Genomic DNA, 22,662 nt, shown 5'->3' on the forward strand with positions numbered 1-22,662 from the left:
TAAATCAACACTTATCTCAGCCGAATCGCGCATGATAGCAACAGCGAAAGGCTAATTATGACCACCGTTGGCCTGTGGACGTTTCAGGAGTATTCCTTAGGGTATTATTAACACTCGGGAAACTTCGCTTGCCACCCATGAACGATTTGTGCAAGCACCTTTATCACAGGGAAAGACAATGCCGGGTAATCTCACCAAAAAACAATTTGCCGTTGCCGTAGTCTCCGGCGCTATCCTGCTCAGCGCTGGCATGACGGGCTGCGACCGTACGCGGCCAGCCGAAGAGCTGCTGACGGAAGCCAAAGAATACGAACAGAAGGGTGACCGCAAGGCCGCGCTTATCCAGCTCAAGAATGCAGTGGCGCAAAATCCAGAAAACGCCGAGGCGCGCTTGCGCCTGGGCACGCTGCACCTCACGCTGGGCGACGCGCCATCGGCTGAAAAAGAGCTGCGCAAGGCGGGCAGTCTGGGCGTCGCCGACGATAAGATTCTCCCAATGCTGGCCCAGACGCTGCTGATGCAGGGCAAATTTCAACCCCTGCTCGATGAAATCAGCGAAGACAAGGCCAAGGCTTCGGCGCTGCTGCTGGCGCGCCGCGGCGACGCTTTTCTTGGACTGGATGACGCAAGCAAGTCGCGTAGCGCCTATGAAGCTGCGCTGGCGCTCAATCCGAACCTGGGCGACGCCCTGAGCGGCATGGCGCGCCACGCTGCGATCGGGAACGACCTGGCCACCGCAGAACGTTTCGCCGACGAAGCCATCACCCGCGACCCGAAGAATGCAGAGAGTTGGATGCTCAAGGGCAGCCTGCTGCGCACCCAGGGCAAAGGCAAGGAAGCGCTGGCCGCCTACGACAAGGCGCTGGCGATCGAACCGGCCCACCGCAGCGCGCACATCGAAAAAGCCTATATCCACATCGGCAGCAAGGACCTGGTCGCCGCCAAGGCCGACATCGAGGCGGCGCGCAAGTACAGCCCCGGAAACTTGAACGTCACCTATGTCCAGGCTTTGCTGGACTTCACTGCCGGGAAGCATTCCGAAGCGCGCGAATCCCTGCAAAAGGTCCTGAAAGTCGCACCTGACCACATGCCGAGTGTCCTGCTGGCCGGAGCGGTCGAGCTCAACCTTGACGGCACAAAACAGGCCGAACAGCACCTGCGCCGCTACCTGGATGCGAACCCGTCCAACGTCTATGCCCGCAAGCTGCTAGCCCAGGCATTGCTCAAGCAAGGCCAACCGGCCGAAGCGACCAAGGTGCTGTCGCCGGCACTGAAGGACGGCGGCAAGGACCCGCAGCTTCTGGCGCTGACCGGCCAGTCCTATTTACAGACCCGCGATTTTGCCAAGGCATCGGTCTATTTCGGGCAGGCCAGCGCGCTGGCGCCGGAAGCGGCCAGCATCCGTACCTCGCTCGGCATGTCGAAAATGGGCGAAGGCGACCTGAATGAGGCAGTTGACGAACTCAAGCGCGCTACCACCCTGGCGCCGAAATCGTTGGAAGCCGGCTTTGCGCTGGTGCAGGCCGAAGTTGGCCGCGGCCAGCTCGACAAGGCCTTGCTTGCCGTACAGGCGCTCGAGAAAGAGCAGCCGGGCAGCGCTGCGGTCCATGCCGTCAAGGGCGATGTCTATCTGCGCCAGGGCGACCGCAAGAATGCCCGCGCCAGCCTGGAAAAGGCGCTGACGCTGGAGCCAGGTTTCTTCCCGGCGGCATCGGCCCTGGCCAAGCTGGACCTGGCCGACAAGAACGTCGCCGGCGCCAAGCAGCGGTTTAACACCCTGCTGGCCAAGGACAAGAACAATGTCGATGCGATGAATGCGCTGGCCAGCATCGAGATGATGCAGGGCCGTCCGGCCGAGGCGACCGCCTGGCTCGAGAAGGCGCAAGCCGCGCAGCCGCAAGCTGTACCTCCGGCCCTGAACCTGGCCGCGCACTACCTGCGCCAAAAGCAGGCGGACAAGGCACAGGCGCTGCTACGCAAGACCCTAGTGGCAAACCCTTCATCGCCTGACGTGCTGGACCTGATGGGCCAGGCCCAGATTGTTGCCAAGGACCATGCCGGCGCGCTCGAGTCGTATAGCAAGCTGGCGGCCGCCTTGCCGAAATCGGCCCAAGCCCAGGTACGCCTTGCAGCCGTGCACATCCTGATGAAAAACGATACAGCGGCCGCGGAGGACCTGAAGCGTGCGCTGGCGATCGATCCCGCCTTCCTGCCCGCGCGCATGGGCCAGATCGACCTGGCCTCCCGGAGCGGCAAACACGACGAGGCGCTGGCGATTGCACGCCAAATGCAGGCGGACGACCCGAAAAAGGTCAACGGTCTGCTCGTTGAAAGCGACCTGTTGCTGGCCCAGAAGAAAGTTGCGCCGGCACTGACAGCGTTGGAAAAAGCGTTTGCGATATCGAATTCGGCTCAGGTACTGGCCAAGCTTTCCGAGGTGCTGGCACTGAACGGCAAGGCTGCCGAGGCGGAAGCGCGCCTGGCGAAATATCATGCGGCCCATCCGGGCAATGACCTGATCGCTATGCTCGTGGCCGACAAGCACCTGGCGAAGCGCGAGTTCAAGCCGGCCATCGCAGCCCTGCAAGCGGCCTTGAAGACCAATCCGTCGAATCCAACCGCACTGAATAACCTGGCCTGGGCTTACCAACAAGAAGCCGATGCGCGCGCCCTCCCGACTGCCGAGCAGGCATATAAGCTGAATGCGCAAAACCCGGCGGTCATGGACACGCTCGGCTGGATCCTGGTGCAAAAAGGCGAAACCGCGCGCGGCGTCGACCTGCTGCGCAAGGCCGTGGCCGCTGCCCCCAAGGCGCCGGAAATCCGCTATCACCTGGCTGCCGGGCTCGCCAAATCCGGCGACAAGGCCGGCGCCCGCAAGGAAGTAGAGCAGTCCCTGGCCGGTGGCCAGTCTTTCGCCGCCATGGATGAGGCCAAGGCCCTGCTGCGCCAGCTGTAAAACCGCGGGCGGCCGCCTGCGGCCGCCCATTGATCCTTAGCAGCTCCACGGCGCTTTGACAATGACCTCCATCACACAAAAGCAAGAATGCGAACGTGCACCGACGGGTTTCCTGTCCCGGCTGGCTGAGCGTCTGAACGGCAAACGCGACATTTTGATCCCCTACTTCAACTTCCGAAGAGTATTGAAGGGGAACATGGAATCATATGTCTTAAAGGAAATCTTCAAGCTGCGCTACGAAGTCTATTGCCTTGAACGGAATTATCTCGAGGCAAGTGACTGCCAGGAAGAGATGGAAATCGACGAGTACGACGACTGTTCGATCCATTTCGCCGCTTACACGCTCGACAACAATATCATCGGCACGGTGCGCCTGGTGCAGCCCCACCCTGGTCAGGAATATCCCTTCGAATCGCACTGCGTGCCGTTCCCGGACTTTGTCGCTCCGGCGCGCGAATCAGTGGCCGAGGTCTCGCGCCTGGTCGTGAGGAAGACCCACCGCCGCCGCCGCGGCGATTCGATGGAAGGGATTTCGCAGGACTTCGTTGAAAAGGGGAGCGCCAGGAGTATCCAGCCCGGCTCAAGCGTGCGGCGCGACAAGCGCAGCAATAGTCCGCTATTATTATTGGGCATGTACCGAGAGATGTACCGCTATAGCCGCCAGAACGGGATCCGATACTGGTACGCGGCTATGGAAAGGTCACTGGCGCGCTCGCTGGGAAAGATGGGATTCAAGTTCGTGCCGATTGGGCCCCAGGTCGATTATTACGGGCCGGTCACCCCCCATATGGCGGACCTGGATGAACTGATCGAGCGTTTAAAACGAGAAAACAAGTTCCTGGCTGCATGGTTCAACGACGAACCGATCCCCTTCTGGATCATGGTGAAAACCATGGCCGGAAATTTCGTGGGAGGCTTCAGGAAAAAATAACTAGGGTCCAGAACTGGACAAGCATAGATGGACAACGGAAAACAACGCGTCGACCCTGACGCCTTCCTGTCCCGTGTAGATTTCGGGGCACACCAGGAAACAATTGATCACGTTAATCGCAAGATTTTCCGCGCTTACCGGGGCTGCCACCCCGACAACATTCCAAACGACATCTTCAGGCTGCGCCATCAGGTGTATTGCCTGGAATGCGCATTTCTCCATCCCGAACAGTATGTGGATGGGATGGAACTCGACGACTACGATGATGTTTCCACCCATTTCGCTGCCTATACGATGGACGAGAAGCTGGTCGGAGCCGTCAGGCTGGTGCAGCCAAATGCATCCAAGCCTTACCCCTTCGAGTTGCATTGCGAAGTGTTCAGCGATTACGAAATGCCCGAGCGCGAGCAGGCGGCAGAGATCTCGCGCCTGGTCGTCAAGAAAAGCCACCGCCGCCGCCGCGCTGACAGCGTGCTCGGCATTCCCGGATTCATGTCCAGCCAAGAGCCGGCGATCGAGTTCGATCCCGCCGTCGACCGGCGCGACCACACTTCGCCGATGTTACTTCTCGGCATGTACCGCGAAATGTTCCGGTATAGCGAGGAAGGCGGCATCCGCTACTGGTATGCCGCCATGGAGCGTTCGCTCGCGCATGCGTTGAAGAAAATGGGTTTCCGCTTCATGGCAATTGGCCCGGAAGCGAACTACTACGGCTCGGTGACGCCTTACGTGCTCGACCTGCACGACCTGCGCCGCAAGCTGGCGACCAGCAACCCGGCACTGGCGGCCTGGTTCAGCGAAAAGCCCCCGGTTGTCGAGCATGTCCATCCATCGCGGATGCACGTGGTACGTAAGCCGGGAAACCCCAGCGATATCAACTAGCCGGCAATATTGACCAACTTGGTCGTGTGGTTGCGGAAGCTATGAATGACCATGTGCGGCGCCCCCGGCACTTCCAGCCCGGCCAGCATGTCGTGCATCATCGCCATCGCCAGAGCTGCTACCGAGAAACTTCCCACGGCGATCTGCGAAGCCGGGCAGGCAGTGCCGTCTTCCATAATAGTTAGCGCCTTGGCGACTTCTTCCATGACCTGGCGATCCAGGTGCGCACCGATGCGTGACATGACGCGCGTAAACACAGCGGTATAACTCAGGTTTCCTTCCGCCGCGGCCGCTTCCACATCCTTCTGCAGGAGTTCCGGCAGCGACTGACCCGAGCCCGGCGGGAAATACAGTACGCCGGCGCCAAATCCAATGTTCATTGCCGTAAAGATCGGCTTGGCCAGCGCCGCTGCGTTTCCGTGCAGGGCCAGCACGGCTTCCAGGTCGACGAAATCGATGGTGTCGAAGATCATGTCGACCTTGCTCACCAGCTCGGCTGCGTTGGCCTTGTCGAGCATGGCGACGTGCGCCTCGACTTTCGCTTCGGGATTAATACGGAGGATGTGTTTTTTGAGCGCCTCGACCTTCGGTGTGCCGACATCGTCGAAATCGAAGAATTGACGGTTCAGGTTGTGCGCATCGACCGTATCGCCATCGATCAGCACGAAATGCTGGAAACCGGTACGGGCGGCGCAGATGACGGGGCCGCTGCCCAGGCCACAGCCGGCGAACAGAACTCGTGCATTGCGGATCTTGCCTTGGATGTCGTTACTAATATAACCGTTGTTGCGCTTGACGAATTCGTCGTATTGAAATGCCATGGGAACTCCCTGATGGGTAAGGAGCTTTGCATCGTAGTGCAATTTCCCAGAGAACGCGATGGCTATGTGTGGCAGTTAACTGTCGGAAATTCTTACAGCGTCACATCCCATCTGCGCCATGACTACCTTCTCTTTATTTAAATCTGTTTAAAATCAGGTACTTGCAGATTATTATTGAAGCTGGCACGACTCATGCTTAGTGTACTGTGTCGCGGTTGAGTACAACTACCCCTTGTGAGGAAACAAAATGAACATGAAGAAAATTTCGGGAATCGCTGCTGGTGTCGCACTGGCTTTCGGTCTGACCGCTCCGGCGCAGGCAGCAGTGGAACTGAACGCTGGCAACTACAAAATCACTTTTAACGCTTTCGACGCTGGCACCGTAGGCTACGGCAACACCCCTGGCCTGAAGTGCAATGGCGTAGTCGCCTGCGACGCAGCTGTTCCTGATGCCACCAAGGCGCCAAACCGCATCGGCAGCGAAGATACCTGGGGTATCTTCTCGGTTCAGTCGATCACCAACCTGACCACCGGCACCGCACTGTTCACCGCAGGTCCAGGCAACTACCTGACCGGCATCTTCGGTGGCCTGACCGACGCCCTGGTAGGCGTGTCGAGCGACCCGTTCCTGGGGACCACGACGACGTCGATCGGCAGCACTGGTGGCTTCCTGAACATGTACTACAACACCGTCGACTACAATGCATCGCAGGGCCCTGCCGCCCGTCTGGGCCTAATGGGTTACAACGGTATCACCAACACCGGTGGCGCGCTGGCCCTGTCGGCCAACTTCGGCGTCAGCCCGATCGCGGGCGACAACGACTACACCTACTTCTCGAACTACAACAACCAGACCCTGTCGGGCAACAGCCAGGGTTTCCTGGACGTGGTCGCCGGCGACCTGGCTGACGAGTTCAACACCAACGGTCAGTTCGACCTGAACGGCAACGCACACGACCTGTTCCTGAAGGCCACCTTCGGACGTACCCTGGCTGCGCAATACGGCTGGACCGTTGACGCAACCGGCGACGTGCAGGGTGCAGTCCCTGAGCCAGGTTCGCTGGCCCTGCTGGGCCTGGGCTTCGCCGGTCTGGCTGGCCTGCGCCGCCGCAAAGCTGCCAAGTAATTTCTTGCACACGGCCGGGGCAACCCGGCTGCTGCACGAAGGCTGAAGAGGCCGGATCTTGCAAGGGATCCGGCCTTTTTCATTGCTTCGGCAACCGCGACGATCAACTGGCGCCGCGGGCGCCTTCCTGCAGCGTGCCCTTGAGCTGGCCGATCAGCTCGGTCGCCGCGCTGACGATCTGGCCGGGCGCAAAGCCTGCCCGCGTCATCTCTTTATAGAAGGAACGCGCCAGGATGCGCGCGACGTCTTCCGGATTCTGGTAAGCAGTGCCGGGCGCGGCGCTGTCCTGGCCCCGTTCATGCGCTTCGCGTACCAACGCCATTTGCGCGAAGCGCGAGGCCAACAGGTGTTGCAGCTGGATCACCTGCACCGATTTCCCGATGAACAGCGCCATCACCTCGAGCAGGTGCAGTTCTGACTCGCTGAAGGCCGCCCCGGTGACGTTGACCACTCCGACCAGACGGCCGTCGATGCGCACTGGCGCCGACATCAGGGCCGGCAGCGCAGCACACCCGCGCCGCGCCAGACCGGCAAATTCCGAGCAGGCGATGTCCTCGACCAGCAGCGCGCGGCCGTTCGCCAGCACCTGTCCGCAAATGCCTTCGCCACTCGCAACCTGCGCTTCGGCGGCGCCGGGCGGCAGTTCGCCCGCGCTGGCGCACAGGCGCATGCGCAAGTCGTCGGGGGATTCGCTGTTGAGCAGCATGACCGAGCAGCTGGTCGCGCCGACCAGGCGCTTGGCCAGCTCGGCATGGCTGTGCAGGTTGTCGCCGAGGGTGCCGCTGGCGAGCAGGGCCTGCACATCCTGCAGGCGCACCAGGCGCTTCGCATTGTCAGTCATGGATCACCTTCCGGATAAAGGGTCGACGCTGTGCCGGCTGAGCGCGGCAATTGATGATAAGTTAGTTCAAACCCTGCAACAAGCGGTATTGCCGGGAATGTATCCGGAAGTTCAAACGCTTGGAGGGGAGTATTCAGGCCTGCGCTTGCGGCTGATCATGTTCCTTGCGCGGGGATACGAAGGCCTTGTGGAACAGGTGGTGCGCGAGCATCAGCGGCGGCATCCGCAGCCAGTTCCCACGCAGGTAGAGCGCAGCGAGCGCGGCCGGGGTAAGGCGGTCGGCGCAGCTCGGATGCAACGGCAGCAGCGCGCGCAGGAACAAGGCGTCCATCAGGGCCAGCAGCGCAGCGGGCGGGCGGCCGGCAGCCGCGGCCGCGGCCATCACGCCCGGGGGCACCGGCGTGCCGAGCAGGCGCGCGGCATAGCGCAGGGCATAGAACAGCGGCCGCGCCAACTCCAGCCGGACCGCACGCGCCGGCAGCGCTTCCCAGAAGCCGGGCGTGGCGCCGAAGTGCAGCAGCAGGCGGTGGAGATCGAGCAGGTCGCGCAGGCCGTGGTTCATCTCGCCTTCCGAGAACAGGTGCACCGCGCTGTGCAGCACCATGTCGTGCGGCGCCAGCATCCACAGCTTGTCGATGGCCGGACCAGTCTCGGGGGGACGAACCGGCACGGCTGCCGCGCGCAACAGCGCCGGATCGGGACGCACGGCTGCCGTCTCCGGAAGGATCGCGTGGTGCACGTCGATGGCGTTGCCGCGGTGGACATGCTCCATCGGCGGTAGTTCATGCATCCATTCGCGGTAATAGCGCTGGTCGTAGTCGTCCTGGTGGGTGCCGGCCCAGCCATGCAGCATCAGGGCCGCTTCGACCTCGCCGATGCGCTCCTTCGGCACCAGGATATCGACATCCGAGAACATGCGGCCCGCCGCCGGCGGCAGGCCGGCCATCGCATATGCTGCACCCTTGAGCAGCAGCAGCGGCAGCCCCAGTCCGTCCAGGGCACGCGCGATCTGCGCCACTTCGAAGCGCACCGCGCGTTGGTGCCGGGTGGCGACGACGCGCATCCATTCGAGCTGCTCGCGCGGGGCGGCAGGAACCTCGTCGAGCAGGCCGGCGCCTTCAATGATGCCGAGCAAGGTCGCGGTCATGTCGGCACTGGCGGCCTGGCGCAGGAGCAGGTCCCAGTCGCGCAGCGCGAGCGTGCGCAGGCAGGCCGGGTCGCGCACCACCTCGATCAGCACAGGCAGGCGGGTTTTAGCGCGACTCATGCCGCATCCCAGGCCGCCAGTGGGGCCGTAGATCCGGCCAGACCATCGAACACCGCCATCGCTTCGTCCAGGCTGCTGTAGCAGAACTCGAAGCCTTCGCAGGCGTCGACCATGCGAGCCAGCGTATCGAAACCGGTGGCGCCCAGGATCGGGTAGTTGAAGGCATTGTCGGCCACGCCCATGAACATGCGGGCCTTGGGCATCGGGGCCAGGCTGGTCGCGGCGCCGGCCTGGTAGCGCGGGAACATGATGTGGGTCGGGCGCGCCACCCGGCCGGCGGCGGCGATGCTGGCGGCCGAAGGGCGCATGTGGGCGATCGTGCCCTTCACCGTTTCCGGCACCGCCGGCCCGAACACGGCTTGCGGCGCGAAAGCCTGCATGACGCCGATCGACGCATTCTTGAGGCTGACCGGGCGCGGCATCGGCACCAGCGCTACGTCGGTCGGACGCACCAGCGTCATTTCATCCGACAGCAGGCGCCAGCCGCGGCTGGCAAGTGCCGCGCACAGGGTGCTCTTGCCCGATCCAGGTGGCGCGGGAAGGATCACCGCGCAGCCGTCGCGCTCGAGCACCGCGGCGTGGATGAGGAGATAGCTATGCGCCTTGGTGGACACGCACCAGTTCATCACCCATTCGAACATCGGGTGTGCCTGCGCCAGCGGCAGTGGCAGGAAAGGCGTGATGCCATCCTGCTCGAAACCGACCTGGGGGTGGAACCAGCGGCGCAGTCCACCCGAACGGCGCAACGTGACGTCGAAGTCGGCGAAGCCATCGTCCGGCGCCAGTGGATAATCCGCGTACAGCAGCGCGATCGTATCGACCAGGTGGGGGATGTCGGTGCGGACCCGGCAGCTGAACGGTCCGGTGCGCAGTACCAGTCCCGTCCCGGCGCAGCGGCGGCGCAGCTCGGGCGCGGCGAGCGAGGACACGGTGGACTGCGTGTTCAGCATGCGCAGCGTTCGATCAGGTCCAGCCGCGCGAGGCTGTCGAGCAGGCCGGCTAGTTCTTCGTGCAGGAGGGAGGGGTCGATCTCGAATTCGTCCAGCAGCGCCGCCGACAACGCGGTGTCGGGCGCCGGGCCGCCGCGCAGGGCTTCCAGCACGCACAAGGCTGCCGGCCCGAGCAGATGGGTGGCGCCCGAGAGGTCGTTGTACAGCACCGCCTCATCGTCCCAGCAACGGTGGACCAGCAACTGGCCGGGAATGACGCGCCACATCTCACATGCCACTTCAGTCGGCCATCAGTCGTGCGTGGCCTCGAGGTAGACCTTGGTCTGCTCGGCATTCCAGAAGACGTTCGCCGACGGTTTGTAGAAACCGGTGTTCTGGAGCTGGGTCCACATGTCCGTCAGGGTTTTCACCGACAGGAAGGAGATGCGCCCGGACAGGACGTTCAGGTAGGTGGCAATCAGGTGCCTGCCCAGGTTGTACTTGTCGAAATCGCAGCCCTGGACGATCTGCAGCATGGTCTTGCTGCCGTAGGTCGACTGGTTGCGTCCGCTGCAGGTGAAAACGCTGTCGAATTCCTTGCCGCGCGAGCAAGGCCAGCCGCTGTGGTTTTTCCAGTAGCCGGGCGACTTGCCGCCGCAGACCACGTTCCTGTTGTAGTTGCTGCTCAGCTTGCCTGAATAACCGGCCGACGGCGAAAAGCAAACCATCGGCTTCATGGTCGCACGGCTCTCGAGGCTCAACAGGACGCCGGCTGCACCCAGCCCCGCCTTGGTCAGGCGGCGACGCGCGGCGCCGCGCTCGCTCATCTGCGGCGTGGTAGGGGCTTGGACTGGTTGGTCTTCGGTCGACACGGATGCATCCTCACAAGTATGTTATGCCGAGAAGGCTGGCATTTCGAATAAGCAAGAATTATGCCTTCGGAGCATTTGCAGCGAAACTCGTTGTAAAACAAGCGTCTACGAGAAAATGCTCATCCTTATGCCAACAGTCTAGCCAGTTAGCTTAGCGCTGTGTAAGAATTTTCGACAGCAACTCAGAAAAAGCTCTCAGGGATCACCAGAATGTCGCCTGGACGCATCGGCATGTTGGCCGAAATGTCGCCATCCTTGATCAGGTCATCGAGGCGCACGTTCAGGCGCTGCTGCTTGCCATCGACCGTGCGGATCACGCTGGCCTTGTTGCCCGACGCGAATTCGGTAACGCCGCCAACCGCAATCAGAACGTCCATTAGGGACATTTCTTTACGGTATGGCAGTGACTGTGGTTTGGCGGCCTGGCCGATTACGCGGATCTGTTCGCTGTAATTGCCGACGAAGTTGGTCACTACGACGGTGACCACGGGCTGCTGGATGAACTTGGCGAGCGCCGCTTCGATGTCGCGCGCGAGCTGGGTCGAGGTCTTGCCGGCGGCCGGCAGGTCTTCGACCAGTGGCGTGGTGATCTTGCCGTCCGGGCGGACCGGGACCGACATCGACACTTCCGGATTGCGCCAGACAATGATATTGATGCTGTCGCCCGGGCCGATCAGGTATTCCGGGTTGATAACCTGCGTTTCCACAGCCGCTGGCCGGGTGCTTGCGCAGCCGGCCAGTGCGAACAGGCAGCCGAGCGCTGCAGCCTGGGCTGCGCGTTTCATTCCATGCATCGTATTCGTGCTCACGTCTAAAATCCCCTGGTTGGCATGGCGGCAGCCATCTGGCCGAGGCCGCTGCCGTGCTCGCAAAATTGTCGAGCATTATTTTATACCATAGCACTTCGGCAATCTTGTGCACAACTGAAATACGGTCATTGGGATCTTTGCAACAGCTCATGCACATGGCGTACGGGGATCGCGTAGGTAATGCCACTCGGATCCGACACCGCGCTTTCCTTCAAGCCCTTGAGGAACACCATGTTAATGACGCCGACGACGGCTCCGCTGGCCGGATCGTACAGCGGGCTACCGCTGTTGCCGGGGTAGGCGGTCCCGTCGAGGTGATAGATATCGAAAGGGCGGCGCTGCAATTGGGTGATGGCGCGCGGGTCGAGCTGGCGCGAGGTGAGCGAGGGCCGCACCACCGGCGCAATGGCGGCCAGCAAGGCGCGGTGGGTGGCCGCATGCAGTCCCAGCCGCATGCCGAGCGGATAGCCGGTAAATGCCAGCGCCTGGCCCTCCGCCACCGCGCCCTCCCCGGCCAGCACCAGCGGTGCCAGAGGCGTCCCGCTCAGGCGCAGGTGGGCCAGGTCGTGCTCCCGGTCGAGTCCGGCGACACGCGCGCCACGGAAACTGACGGCTTCCCCGCCGTTGCCGATGACAATCCCGATTTCTTCCATGCGCGCCACGTCGAGGGTATTCGGGATGACGTGGGCATTCGTGATCACGCTCAGGCCATCGCCGACGATGAAGCCGGTACCGGTAAAGACGATGGCAGGCTGGCGTGTCTTGAGCAAGGTGCCGACGCCGACCACCGATGGCTTGACGCGGGCGACCGTACGCGGCAGCCCTTGCAGCAATTCCTGTGGCGCTTGCGAAGCCAGGGCTTGCGCCGCCACGGGAGCTGCGATGGTGCACAGCACAAAGGGCGCGCCCAGCAGAAGTCGGCGCAGGCGCCTGGACGGCATGTTGCCATTTCGATTAGGAATCAATTGTGTGGCCTCTTTTGCATTTCCGACATTAAAATACAGCGTTTGATTCAAAGCAATACTCGTTGTACAAGATATCCGAGGAAGTCGAAAACCGTGGAGGTGATGTTGACTTCAAAGAACATTTTCTTCGGTTAATCGTTGCAAAACGGTAATAACCTGCTGCTAAAGTGCTCTGAACCCAAGGTTTTGGTGTTGTCCTTGGGAATTGCCGTTGCATGAACACCATTTTTGTGACACAAGGCGCTTATTTTTCCGACCTGCAATTGCAATTGCTCAGTCAACAAGCGATCATGCACACTATTTATTGATTGATGGGCTTGCGTTTTTTCACGCAGGCCATTATGGCGAGATCCACGACATGGCAGAAATCACAGCCTCAATTCTTACTTTCCTCAAGGCAATTGGAAAGTACCGTTGGCATGCAGTTTTCATCACCTGGGCCGTCGCCGTTGTCGGCTGGGCCGTGGTGCTCAAGCTGCCGAACCAGTATGAAACCTCGGCGCGCGTCTATGTGGATACCCAGAGTATCCTCAAGCCGCTGCTGTCGGGCATGACTACGCTGCCGAACATCGAGCAGCAGGTGATGTTCATGCGCGGCACCCTGATCAGCCGTCCGAACGTCGAACGCGTCATGCGCATGGTCGACCTCGACGTCAAGGCCACGACGACCAAGGAGCACGACGAGATTGTCGACGAGCTGATGTCGCAGATCAAGATCGGCGGCACCGAGCGCGACGACATCTATACCATCAGCTATACCGCGCCCGATCCCAAGCTGGGCAAGGACGTCGTGCAGGCCCTGCTGACGATCTTCGTCGAAGGCGGCGCCGGCAAGAAGCAGGATTCGGACAAGGCCGTCCAGTTCATCGACGACCAGATCCGCAACTACGAACAGAAGCTGTCGGCCGCCGAAAACAGCCTGAAGGAATTCAAGATCCGCCACGTTGGCATGCTGCCGTCGGAAGGCGCCGATTTCGGTTCGCGCATGCTGTCCACGAGCGACGCACTGAACTCAGCGCGTCTGGAACTGTCCGAGGCGGTGCAGGCGCGCAACGCGATCCGCCGCCAGATTTCGGGCGAATCGAAGCCGGGCGAGACCTCCGCACCGGTCATCAACAATCCCGAACTCGACGAACGCATCACCGCCACCACCAAGGCGCTCGACGTCCTGCGCACGCAGTACACCGAAGCCCACCCCGACATCGTCGCCAATTCCCGCCTGCTCGAGCAGCTGCTTGCCCGCAAGCGCGACGAGGCGAAGAACACCAAGCGCAGCGCCGACCCGGGCGCCGGCTACAGCCCGATGTTCCAGCAGCTCAATGTGTCGCTGTCGGAAGCGGAAGCGCGCGTGGCTTCGCTGCAGGCCCGCGTCAACGAATACAGCTCGCGCGTCGCGCAGCTGCGCACCCAGAGCACCCTGGCGCCCGAGATCGAGGCCCAGCTGGCCCAGCTGAACCGCGACTATGAAGTCAACCGCGACAATTACCAGAAGCTGGTGGAGCGCCGCGAATCGGCCAAGCTGTCCGGCGACCTGTCCTCGGTCACCGACATGCTGACCTTCCGCGTGATCGACCCGCCGACCGCGCCGCTGCTGCCATCCGGCCCGAACCGCCTGCGCCTGTTCTCGCTGGTGTTCGCCGCCGCGCTCGGCGCCGGCCTGGCCGCTGCCTTCCTGATGAGCCAGTTGCGCCCGACCTTCCTGAGCCAGGCCGCCCTGCGCGATGCCACTGGCCTGCCGATCCTGGGCTCGATCAGCATGAACTGGACCGGCGAGCAGACCGTCCGCCGCAAGCGCCGCCTGTTGGCGCTGGGCGCGGCCATCCTGCTGCTGCTGGCCCTCTATGGCGCGGGCGTGACGGCCATCCTGGTCCGTCCGAACGGCCTGTAACCGAATCCAAGGAGCAGCTGTGAGCATTATCGAAAAAGCGGCCCGCCGCATCGACCTGGACCGCGGCCAGGCCAACGTACCGGCGCCCGTGCCGCCACAGGCAGCGGCGCCGGTCATCGCACCCGTGCCGCAGGCCGGCAGCGACACCGTTGAAACACTGGCAGCGCCAGGCATGGTCGCGCCGGCAGTCGCCCCCGTTACCGCAGCAGCACCGGCATTGCCGGCGCCCGACGACGAGCACGCCGCGGCGCCCGGTTCGGCCGTGCGCGGCAGCACCCGCAAGGTTGACCTCGACCTGGCCAAGATGCGCGCCACCGGCATGGTCACCGCCGCCGGCGGACGCACCAGCCTGCTGGAAGACTTCCGCCTCATCAAGCGCCCGCTGCTCAAGCGCGCATTCGCCGAGCGCACCGCCGGCGACAACCCGGGCAACCTGATCATGCTGACCAGCTCGCTGCCAGGTGAAGGCAAGACCTATTGCGCGATCAACCTGGCGATGAGCATCGCGATGGAACTCGACCACACCGTATTGCTGGTCGATGCCGACGTTGCGCGCCCGTCGGTGCTGCGCACGCTCGGCCTGCCCGCCGAACGCGGCCTGATGGACCTGCTGATCGACGACAAGCTCGACATGTCCGACGTGCTGTTGCGTACCAACGTCGACACGCTGAGCATCCTGGCCGCCGGCACCAGCACGCCGCGCGCGACCGAGTTGCTGGCCAGCTCGACCATGACCTCGCTGGTGCACGAAATCGCCAACCGCTATCCGGACCGGATCGTCATCTTCGATTCGCCGCCGCTGCTGTTGACCAGCGAAGCGCGCGCACTGGCCTCTCACATGGGCCAGATCGTGGTCGTCGTCGAAAGCCAGACCACGACCCAGCACGCGGTCAAGGAAGCGCTGCACCAGCTGGAAGGCTGCCCCAACGTCAACCTCATCTATAACAAGACCAGGGATATTCCTGGCATTGAAGAGACGTATGACTATCACTATGGGTAAGCTGGCGGGACGGCCACCTGCCGCCCTGGCGCAATCTGCGCCACGCCTGGCCCTGCGCCTGGCGCCCCTTGCCGCCGCAGCCATGCTGCTGGCCGGCGAATGCCGGGCCGACTGGCGCGTCCAGCCGATCATCGGCGTGAGCGGCACCTTCACCGACAATGTCAGCCGGACGGACGACTCACGCGCGCATTCGCAATTCGTCACCGAGATCACCCCGGCTCTGGTGCTGTTCGGCAAAGGCCGACGTTTCGAGGTCGCGGCCTCCGGCCAGGCCCGCCAATATGCCTACAGCAACGGCAAGGTGCCGGGCACTGCCGACCGCGTTTATGACTATGGCCTCAACGGCCGCGGCGAACTCGTCGAGGACCTGCTGTTCGTCGAGGCCAGCGCCTCGTCGTCTCCGCAGAGCATCTCGGCCTTCGGCCAGCAATCGAATTCCAGCCTGTACGCGCTGGGCAACCGCGCCCAGGTCAAGACCTGGCGCGTCAGCCCTTACCTCACCCAGCGCCTCGGCAACACCGCGCTGGTGTCGGTGCGCTATGCGCGCGATTCGGTCAACTCGGATATCAACAGCTTCGGCAACAGCGTGGGCGACAGCGTCCTTGCCAGCCTCACCAGCGGCAAATCCTTCGACGCCCTCGGCTGGGGCCTGACCTACACGCGCCAGGACCTCACCAGCGCGATCGGCGGCGACTCGTCGAGCGAAAGCGCCAGCGGTAACCTGCGCTACGCCCTCAACAAGCGCTTCTGGCTGACCGCCAACGCCGGCTATGACCGTTACGACTACCAGGCCCTGGGGGGCCGCACCGAAGGACGCAACTGGGCGGCCGGGATTGACTGGACGCCTTCGCAGCGTAGCCGCCTGAGTGCCGAGATCGGCCGCCACTTCTACGGCCAGACCGGCAAGCTGTTCGCCCTGCACCGCAGCCGCCATACCGTCTGGAACATTTCCTACGACGACGTGATTACCAACAGCCGCCAGCAATTTTTGCTGCCGTCGACGATCGATACCGCGGCCCTGCTCGACCGCCTGTTCTCGGCGACGATCAGCGACCCGCTGCTGCGCCAGCAGGCTGTGGCCAACTATATCCAGCAGACGGGCCTGCCGCCGAGCCTGGCCGACAGTGTCAACTACCTGAGCAACCGCTACCTGCGCGAAAAGCGCCTGCAGGCCTCGAGCGCCTACACCAAGGGCCGCAGCAGTGGGGTGCTGACCCTGTACCGCACTGAACGCACCGCTCTGTCGGACCAGCAAAGCGACAGCGAACTGCTCGGCAGCCAGCTCTCCAGCTTGAACGACAACGTGCACCAGAAGGGCGCCAGCCTGACCTACAACTACCGCATGAACTCGCGCACCAGCGTGCTCGCCACGGCGGTGTTCTCGCGCAGCCTGTCGCAAACCACCGGCTATGAATCGTCCAACCGCGAATTGCGCGCCGGCCTGACCCGCCAGCTCGGCAACAACCTGCGCGGCGCGGTCGAACTGCGCAACATGCGCGGCGGCCTGGGTCCGACGGCCGGCAACTACCGCGAAAACGCGGTGTCCGCCAGCCTGACCTTCCAGCTTTAAGGAGCCAGCAAGCGATGTACGAAACCTACTACGGACTGTCCGCCAAGCCATTCCAGCTGCGCCCGGACCCCCACTTCTTCTTCGGCAGCAAGGGTCACAAGCGCGCCATGGCCTACCTCGAGTACGGCATGTCGCAGGGCGAGGGCTTCATCGTCATCACCGGCGAAGTCGGTGCGGGCAAGACCACGCTGGTGCGCAACCTGCTCAACAAGATCCCGCTCGACCAGATCGTCGCCGCCCACATCGTCAACACCAGCCTCGATCCGGAAGACACGCTGCGCATGGTGGTCTCCAGCTTCGGCTTGCCGTACGAAGGCGCCAGCAAGGCCGAGCTGCTCAACCGCCTCGAGCAGTTCCTGCGCAGCGTCGACCGCCAGGGCAAGCGCGCCCTGCTCCTGATCGACGAGGCCCAGAACCTGAACGCGCGCACGGTCGAAGAACTGCGCATGCTGTCGAACTTCCAGACCGACGACCGCTCGCTGCTGCAGACCTTCCTGCTCGGCCAGCCGGAATTCCGCACCACCCTGCACAGCCCCGGCATGCAGCAACTGCGCCAGCGCGTGATCGCCAGCTACCACCTGGGACCGATGGATGCGCAGGAAACCCGCGCCTACATCGAGCACCGCCTGGCCACGGTCGGCTGGCAGGGCGACCCCGCCTTTGACGAGGGCGCCCATGCGGCGATCTTCGCCTACAGCGGCGGCATCCCGCGCAAGACCAATACGCTGATGGACCGCGTGCTGCTGATGGGCTACCTGGAAGAGATGCACGCGTTCACCGAAGCGGACATCAGCGAAGTGGTGCGCGACATCTCGGAAGAATTCGAGCTGCCCGAGGGCGCCGGCATCGACGACCCTGCCGGATCGGCTGCGATGGCGCAGCACGAGCTGCGCACCATGGACACCCGTGGCGGAGAACGCCGCGCCAGCGTGGAACTGCTCGATGAACGCATGATGCGGCTCGAAAAATCGATCGTCTCGGTACTGTCGATCCTGAAGAAAATCGTTGCTACGCCCCAGGGCGCGGCGACCCAGCACATGGACAACCAGGAATGAAACCCTACGAACCGGTCGCCCGCCTTGCCCCCGTGCCGGGCCAGCGCATCAAGAACGCCATGACCTGCGACGTCGAGGATTACTTCCAGGTGTCGGCCTTCGCGCCCTACATCGACCGCGCCAGCTGGCCTGCGCGCGAATGCCGGGTCGAAGCCAACATCGAACGCATCCTGGCGCTGTACGAGCGCCACGGCGTGAAAGCGACCTTCTTCACCCTCGGCTGGATCGCCGAGCGTTATCCCCAGATGGTGAAGCAGATCGTCGCCGCCGGCCACGAACTGGCCAGCCACGGCTACGGCCACCTGCGCGCATCCGACCAGACCCAGGCCGAATTCAGCAACGATATCCGCTCGGCCAAGGCGCTGCTGGAAGACATCGGCGGCCAAGCCGTGCTGGGTTACCGCGCGCCGAGCTTCTCGATCGGCCACGCCAACCTGTGGGCGCTGGAAGCGCTGCACGACGCCGGCTACCGCTACAGCTCGAGCATCTACCCGATCGCGCACGACCACTACGGCATGCCCGACGCGCCGCGCTTCGCTTTTTATCCGCACGGGCCGGACGGCCTGCTGGAAGTGCCGGTCACCACGGTCAACATGTTCGGCCGCAACCTGCCGGCCGGCGGCGGCGGCTATTTCCGCCTGCTGCCCTACGCGCTCTCGCGCTGGATGATGCAGAAGGTGAATCGCGAAGACGGCCAGCCTGCGCTGTTCTACTTCCACCCGTGGGAACTCGACCCCGGCCAGCCGCGCCCTGAAGGCCTGGATGCCAAGTCGCGCTTCCGCCACTACGTCAACATCGAACGCATGGAAGGCCGCCTCGAACGGCTGGCGCGCGATTTCGCGTGGGACCGCATGGACCGCATCTTCCTGGACAAGAAATAAAGAATTAGGCACACCGCACCATGAACTCGATCATCGAAGCCGCCCAGGCCAAACGCGCCGCCCCGCTGCTTGCAGCCGGACCGCAAACCCTGCACCTGCTGCAGCCGCAGGACTATGCCCGCTGGGACGCTTTCGTGCGCGCCTGCCCTGACGCCACCTTCTTTCACCTGTCGGGCTGGCAGAAGGTGATCGAGGAATCGTTCGGCATCAAGACCTGGTTCTACTACGTCCAGCAGGACGGCCAGATCCAGGGTGTGCTGCCGCTGGCCGAGATCAAGAGCCGCCTGTTCGGCCACTCGCTCGGCGCGATGCCCTTCTGCGTGTATGGCGGCGTGGCCGCGCTCGACGAGGGTGCGCGCCGCCTGCTCGACGAAGCGGCCGACAAGCTGGCGCGCGAGCTCGGCGTCGGCCACCTGGAATACCGCGGCATGCAGCGCGCCCACCCGGGCGACGACAGCTGGCATACCAAGGAACTCTACGTCACCTTCCGCAAGGAGATCTCGAGCGACGACGAGGCCAACCTGAACGCCATCCCGCGCAAGCAGCGCGCCATGGTGCGCAAGGGGATCAAGCTGGGCCTGAAGGGCGTAATCGAGGATAACGTCGACCGCATGTTCGAGGCCTATGCCAACAGCGTGCTGCGCCTGGGCACCCCAGTGTTCCCGAAAAAATACTTCGCCAAGCTGCAGCAGGTGTTCGGTGCCGAATGCGAAGTGCGCAGCATCTACACCACCGACGACCGCCTGGTGGCTTCGGTGCTGTCCTTCTACTGGCGCGACGAAGTGGTGCCCTACTACGGCGGCGGCATGGACCTGGCGCGCGAAGTGGCCGGCAACGACTTCATGTACTGGAACCTGATGCAGGCTGCCGCTGCCCGCGGTTGCCGCATCTTCGACTACGGCCGCAGCAAGCTGGGCACCGGCGCCTATGATTTCAAGAAGAACTGGGGCTTCACCGCAGAACCCCTGCCGTATGAATACAAGCTGTACGCATCGAGTGCGCTGCCGGACAATAATCCGCTGAATCCGAAGTACCAGCTGTTCATCAAGATGTGGAAGAAGCTGCCGCTGCCGGTGGCGAACTTCCTCGGCCCTTACATCGTGCGCAACCTGGGATAAACCGTGGAAGACCTGCTCCTGCTGATCCACCGGATCCCCTACCCGCCGAACAAGGGCGACAAGATTCGTTCCTACCACCTGCTCAAGCACCTGGCGCGCGACTACCGCGTGCACCTGGCGACCTTTGTCGACGATGCCGACGATTGGCAGCACGTGCCGACCGTGGAAAAGCTGTGCGCGAGCAGCCATTACGCCGGCCTGAACCCGCTGCTGGCGCGCGTGCGCAGTTTAAAGGCGCTGGCCACCAACCGCTCGCTGTCGCTCGACTATTACAGTGATGCCGGCCTGCAGCGCTGGGTCGACGAAACCGTCGCCGCGCACGGCATCGAGCGCGTGCTGGTGTTCTCGTCGGCGATGGCGCAGTACGCCGACAAATACCCAAGCGCGCGCCGCGTGGTCGACTTCTGCGACGTCGACTCGGACAAGTGGCGCCAGTACGCCGACAAGAAATCCTGGCCGATGAGCTGGCTGTACCGCCACGAGGCACGCCAGCTGCTGTCCTACGAGCGCAAGGTGGCGCGCGACTACGACGCCTCGCTGTTCGTCTCCGGGCCCGAAGCGGACCTGTTCCGCCAACTGGCGCCGGAAAGCGACGCCAAGATCGGCTTCTTCAGCAATGGCGTCGACACCGACTACTTTTCTCCCGAGGCAGTCGACACCAGCCCGTTCGCCGAAGGCGAGCGCGCCATTGTGTTCACCGGCGCCATGGATTACTGGCCGAACGTGGATGCAGTACAGTGGTTTGCGGACGACGTGATGCCGCTGCTGCGCGCCCGCTTCCCTGACCTGCGCTTCTATATCGTCGGCGCGCGCCCGTCCCCGGCGGTGCTGGAACTGGCGAAGCAGCCGAACATCGTCGTCACCGGCACCGTGCCGGACGTACGTCCCTATATCGCGCACGCGCAAGCGGCCGTAGCGCCGCTGCGCATCGCGCGCGGCATCCAGAACAAGGTGCTCGAGGCGATGGCGATGGCCACCCCGGTGGTGGTCTCGCCGCAGGCGCTCGAAGGCATCGACGCCGAGCCGGGCCTGGAACTGGTGCTGGCACAGGACGCCGCCGGTTTTTCCGACGCGGTCGCCGCACTGCTGGCACGCAACGGCAACGAGATCGGTCTGGCCGCACGCGCCAAGGTCGAAAACAAATACAGCTGGCCGAGCAACCTGGCCTGCATCGGGGAGCGACTCGAATGCATCTGACACCTCCACCGGGCGTCGCCCACGCCGGCCTCGATCTTCCTTCGCCGCTGGCGCGCGCCAGCCTGGTCGCGCTGGTAATGGCGCTGCTGGCGCCATTTGCGCTGTATTTCGCCACCGCCGCCTCGATGGTGTCGATCTGGAACAGCTCAGAGACTTTCGCCCACGGCTACATCATCCTGCCGATCAGCCTGGCGCTGATCTGGCGCCAGCGCGCCTGGTTCGCCCAGCTGCCGCCGCAACCATGGCGCCCCGGCCTGATCCTGCTGGCGGGCGCCGGCGCCGCCTGGCTGGCGGGCCGCATGGGCGACGTGCAGGTGGTGATGCAATACGCCTTCGTGGCCATGTTCCCGCTCGCCGCATTGACCCTGTTGGGCCCGCGCCTGGCCGCGAAATTCACTTTTCCGCTGCTGTTCCTGCTGTTCGCGGTGCCCTTCGGCGAAATCTTCGTCAACCCGCTGATCAACTACACCGCCGACTTCACGGTCTGGGCGGTGCAGGCTACCGGCATCCCGGTGCTGCGCAACGGCACCCGTTTCGAACTGCCTACCGGCAGCTGGTCGGTGGTCGAGGCCTGCAGCGGCATCCGCTACCTGATCTCGTCGATCACCCTGGGATGCCTGTACGCCTACCTGACCTACCGCTCGAACACAAAGCGCGCCATGTTCATCGCCCTGTCGATCGTGGTGCCGATCGTCGCCAACTGGCTGCGCGCCTACGGCATCGTCATGATCGGCCACACCAGCGGCATGACGATGGCGACCGGTGTCGACCACTTGGTCTACGGCTGGCTGTTCTTCGGGGTCATCATGTTCATCATGTTCTGGATCGGCAGCTACTGGCGCGAAGACGACCAGCCTCTGCCTGCGGCTTCAGCTGCGGCAGCCGCCGCCCGCGCCGACCACCAATCGGGCGCCAGCCTGGTCCCGATGGCCATTACCGTGGTCGCGCTGGCCGCGGTGTGGCCGGCATTCGCGGCATTCAACGACCGCGCCAACCACAATTCACAGGCGGTTACGCTTGCCGAGCCGGCCGTGGCCCTGCCGCCGGCGCAGTCCTTCCCCGACTGGAAAGTCGACTACCTGGAACCGGATGCGCGCCTGGAGCGCGTGTACGCCGCGCCGGAAGGCCGCCCGGTGCAACTGCAACTGCTGTACTACCGCAACCAGACCAAGCAAAAGGGCCTGATCAGCTCCGTCAACCGCATGGCGGGTGAGAAGAACGCGTACCACGAAACCGCTTCGGTGCTGCGTACCGAAGACGCCAGCAACCACAAGCTGCCGCTGCGCGAGGTGCTGCTGGACGGCCCTGGCGGGCAACTAGTGGTCTGGAACGTGATGTGGGTCGACGGCCGCTACCTGTCCAGCAACGTGCTCGGCAAGCTGCGCCAGGCCCAGGGCAAGCTGCAGTTCCGCGGCGATGACGGCGCCCTGGTGTCGATCGCCACCCCGGCCGGGGACAACCCGGACGCCGCGCGTACCGCACTGCGCGCCTTCCTGGCGCAGCATTTCAGCGCGGTCGACGCCACGCTGGCAGCGGCGCGAGGGCGTTGAG

General features: G+C 63.5%; 20 protein-coding genes. 12 read left to right on the forward strand and 8 right to left on the reverse strand.

What is annotated here, in order from left to right; translation table 11 throughout:
* Positions 1-178 precede the first annotated feature (178 nt).
* From prsT to HGB41_RS14415, 3 genes are all read left to right on the forward strand, one after another.
* A complete protein-coding gene (prsT, locus tag HGB41_RS14405) occupies positions 179-2,959 on the forward strand; it encodes an XrtA/PEP-CTERM system TPR-repeat protein PrsT (protein WP_171085531.1) in 2,781 nt (926 codons plus the stop codon).
* A 61-nt stretch (positions 2,960-3,020) separates the two neighbouring features.
* Positions 3,021-3,890, forward strand: coding sequence for a PEP-CTERM/exosortase system-associated acyltransferase (locus HGB41_RS14410; RefSeq protein WP_171085532.1), 870 nt, complete (start codon positions 3,021-3,023; stop codon positions 3,888-3,890).
* A 27-nt stretch (positions 3,891-3,917) separates the two neighbouring features.
* On the forward strand, positions 3,918-4,772 hold the full coding sequence (locus tag HGB41_RS14415; RefSeq protein WP_171085534.1) for a PEP-CTERM/exosortase system-associated acyltransferase: 855 nt from the start codon (positions 3,918-3,920) through the stop codon (positions 4,770-4,772).
* On the opposite strand, the gene HGB41_RS14420 is transcribed toward HGB41_RS14415, so the two are convergent.
* Positions 4,769-5,593: a HesA/MoeB/ThiF family protein gene (locus tag HGB41_RS14420; RefSeq protein WP_171085536.1), complete on the reverse strand. Its 825-nt coding sequence runs from the start codon at positions 5,591-5,593 to the stop codon at positions 4,769-4,771. The genes HGB41_RS14415 and HGB41_RS14420 overlap by 4 nt on opposite strands.
* Before the next feature lie 247 nt (positions 5,594-5,840).
* Here HGB41_RS14420 and HGB41_RS23550 point away from each other — a divergent pair, with 247 nt between their 5' ends.
* Positions 5,841-6,719, forward strand: coding sequence for a PEP-CTERM sorting domain-containing protein (locus HGB41_RS23550; protein WP_229423025.1), 879 nt, complete (start codon positions 5,841-5,843; stop codon positions 6,717-6,719).
* Positions 6,720-6,822: 103 nt separating this feature from the next.
* On the opposite strand, the gene HGB41_RS14430 is transcribed toward HGB41_RS23550, so the two are convergent.
* The 7 genes from HGB41_RS14430 to HGB41_RS14460 form a co-directional block, all read right to left on the reverse strand.
* Positions 6,823-7,560, reverse strand: coding sequence for a GAF domain-containing protein (locus HGB41_RS14430; RefSeq protein ID WP_171085538.1), 738 nt, complete (start codon positions 7,558-7,560; stop codon positions 6,823-6,825).
* 133 nt (positions 7,561-7,693) lie between these two features.
* Entirely contained in the window at positions 7,694-8,827 is a 1,134-nt protein-coding gene (locus tag HGB41_RS14435) for a nucleotidyltransferase domain-containing protein (protein WP_171085540.1), read from the reverse strand.
* Positions 8,824-9,777 carry an HprK-related kinase A gene (locus tag HGB41_RS14440; RefSeq protein ID WP_171085542.1) on the reverse strand — a complete coding sequence of 318 codons (954 nt, stop codon included), beginning with the start codon at positions 9,775-9,777 and terminating at the stop codon, positions 8,824-8,826. The genes HGB41_RS14435 and HGB41_RS14440 overlap by 4 nt, the downstream gene beginning before the upstream one ends.
* Positions 9,771-10,043 (reverse strand): HPr-rel-A system PqqD family peptide chaperone, encoded by a 273-nt coding sequence (locus HGB41_RS14445; protein WP_171085544.1) that lies wholly within the window; start codon positions 10,041-10,043, stop codon positions 9,771-9,773. The genes HGB41_RS14440 and HGB41_RS14445 overlap by 7 nt, the downstream gene beginning before the upstream one ends.
* Positions 10,044-10,067: 24 nt before the next feature.
* The gene (locus HGB41_RS14450) at positions 10,068-10,628 is read right to left on the reverse strand and encodes a hypothetical protein (protein ID WP_171085546.1); all 561 of its coding nucleotides are present in this window, start codon (positions 10,626-10,628) and stop codon (positions 10,068-10,070) included.
* Between the two features lie 182 nt (positions 10,629-10,810).
* Complete coding sequence (locus HGB41_RS14455) at positions 10,811-11,422, reverse strand: XrtA/PEP-CTERM system exopolysaccharide export protein (protein ID WP_171085715.1); 612 nt, start codon at positions 11,420-11,422, stop codon at positions 10,811-10,813.
* Positions 11,423-11,562: 140 nt separating this feature from the next.
* Positions 11,563-12,378, reverse strand: coding sequence for a S1 family peptidase (locus HGB41_RS14460; protein ID WP_171085548.1), 816 nt, complete (start codon positions 12,376-12,378; stop codon positions 11,563-11,565).
* 382 nt (positions 12,379-12,760) lie between these two features.
* Between HGB41_RS14460 and HGB41_RS14465 the strand changes: the two genes are divergently transcribed.
* Genes HGB41_RS14465 through xrtA form a run of 8 tightly spaced genes read left to right on the forward strand, consistent with a single transcriptional unit; the run spans position 12,761 to position 22,661 of the window.
* Positions 12,761-14,290 (forward strand): XrtA system polysaccharide chain length determinant, encoded by a 1,530-nt coding sequence (locus HGB41_RS14465; protein ID WP_171085550.1) that lies wholly within the window; start codon positions 12,761-12,763, stop codon positions 14,288-14,290.
* A 19-nt stretch (positions 14,291-14,309) separates the two neighbouring features.
* Positions 14,310-15,290, forward strand: a complete 981-nt coding sequence (locus tag HGB41_RS14470; RefSeq protein WP_171085552.1) for an XrtA-associated tyrosine autokinase — start codon at positions 14,310-14,312, stop codon at positions 15,288-15,290.
* Positions 15,271-16,860: a TIGR03016 family PEP-CTERM system-associated outer membrane protein gene (locus HGB41_RS14475; RefSeq protein ID WP_229423026.1), complete on the forward strand. Its 1,590-nt coding sequence runs from the start codon at positions 15,271-15,273 to the stop codon at positions 16,858-16,860. The genes HGB41_RS14470 and HGB41_RS14475 overlap by 20 nt, the downstream gene beginning before the upstream one ends.
* A gap of 14 nt (positions 16,861-16,874) precedes the next feature.
* Positions 16,875-17,915 (forward strand): XrtA/PEP-CTERM system-associated ATPase, encoded by a 1,041-nt coding sequence (locus HGB41_RS14480; protein ID WP_171085555.1) that lies wholly within the window; start codon positions 16,875-16,877, stop codon positions 17,913-17,915.
* The gene (locus HGB41_RS14485; protein ID WP_171085557.1) at positions 17,912-18,796 is read left to right on the forward strand and encodes an XrtA system polysaccharide deacetylase; all 885 of its coding nucleotides are present in this window, start codon (positions 17,912-17,914) and stop codon (positions 18,794-18,796) included. The genes HGB41_RS14480 and HGB41_RS14485 overlap by 4 nt, the downstream gene beginning before the upstream one ends.
* Positions 18,797-18,816: 20 nt before the next feature.
* Positions 18,817-19,914: a FemAB family XrtA/PEP-CTERM system-associated protein gene (locus HGB41_RS14490; protein WP_171085559.1), complete on the forward strand. Its 1,098-nt coding sequence runs from the start codon at positions 18,817-18,819 to the stop codon at positions 19,912-19,914.
* 3 nt (positions 19,915-19,917) lie between these two features.
* Positions 19,918-21,111, forward strand: a complete 1,194-nt coding sequence (locus tag HGB41_RS14495; protein WP_171085560.1) for a TIGR03087 family PEP-CTERM/XrtA system glycosyltransferase — start codon at positions 19,918-19,920, stop codon at positions 21,109-21,111.
* Positions 21,102-22,661 (forward strand): exosortase A, encoded by a 1,560-nt coding sequence (gene xrtA / locus HGB41_RS14500; protein ID WP_171085562.1) that lies wholly within the window; start codon positions 21,102-21,104, stop codon positions 22,659-22,661. Before HGB41_RS14495 ends, xrtA begins: the two co-directional genes overlap by 10 nt.
* The last annotated feature ends 1 nt before the right edge of the window (position 22,662 follow it).

Source organism: Telluria aromaticivorans, from assembly GCF_013003915.1.
Taxonomy (GTDB): domain Bacteria; phylum Pseudomonadota; class Gammaproteobacteria; order Burkholderiales; family Burkholderiaceae_D; genus Telluria; species Telluria aromaticivorans.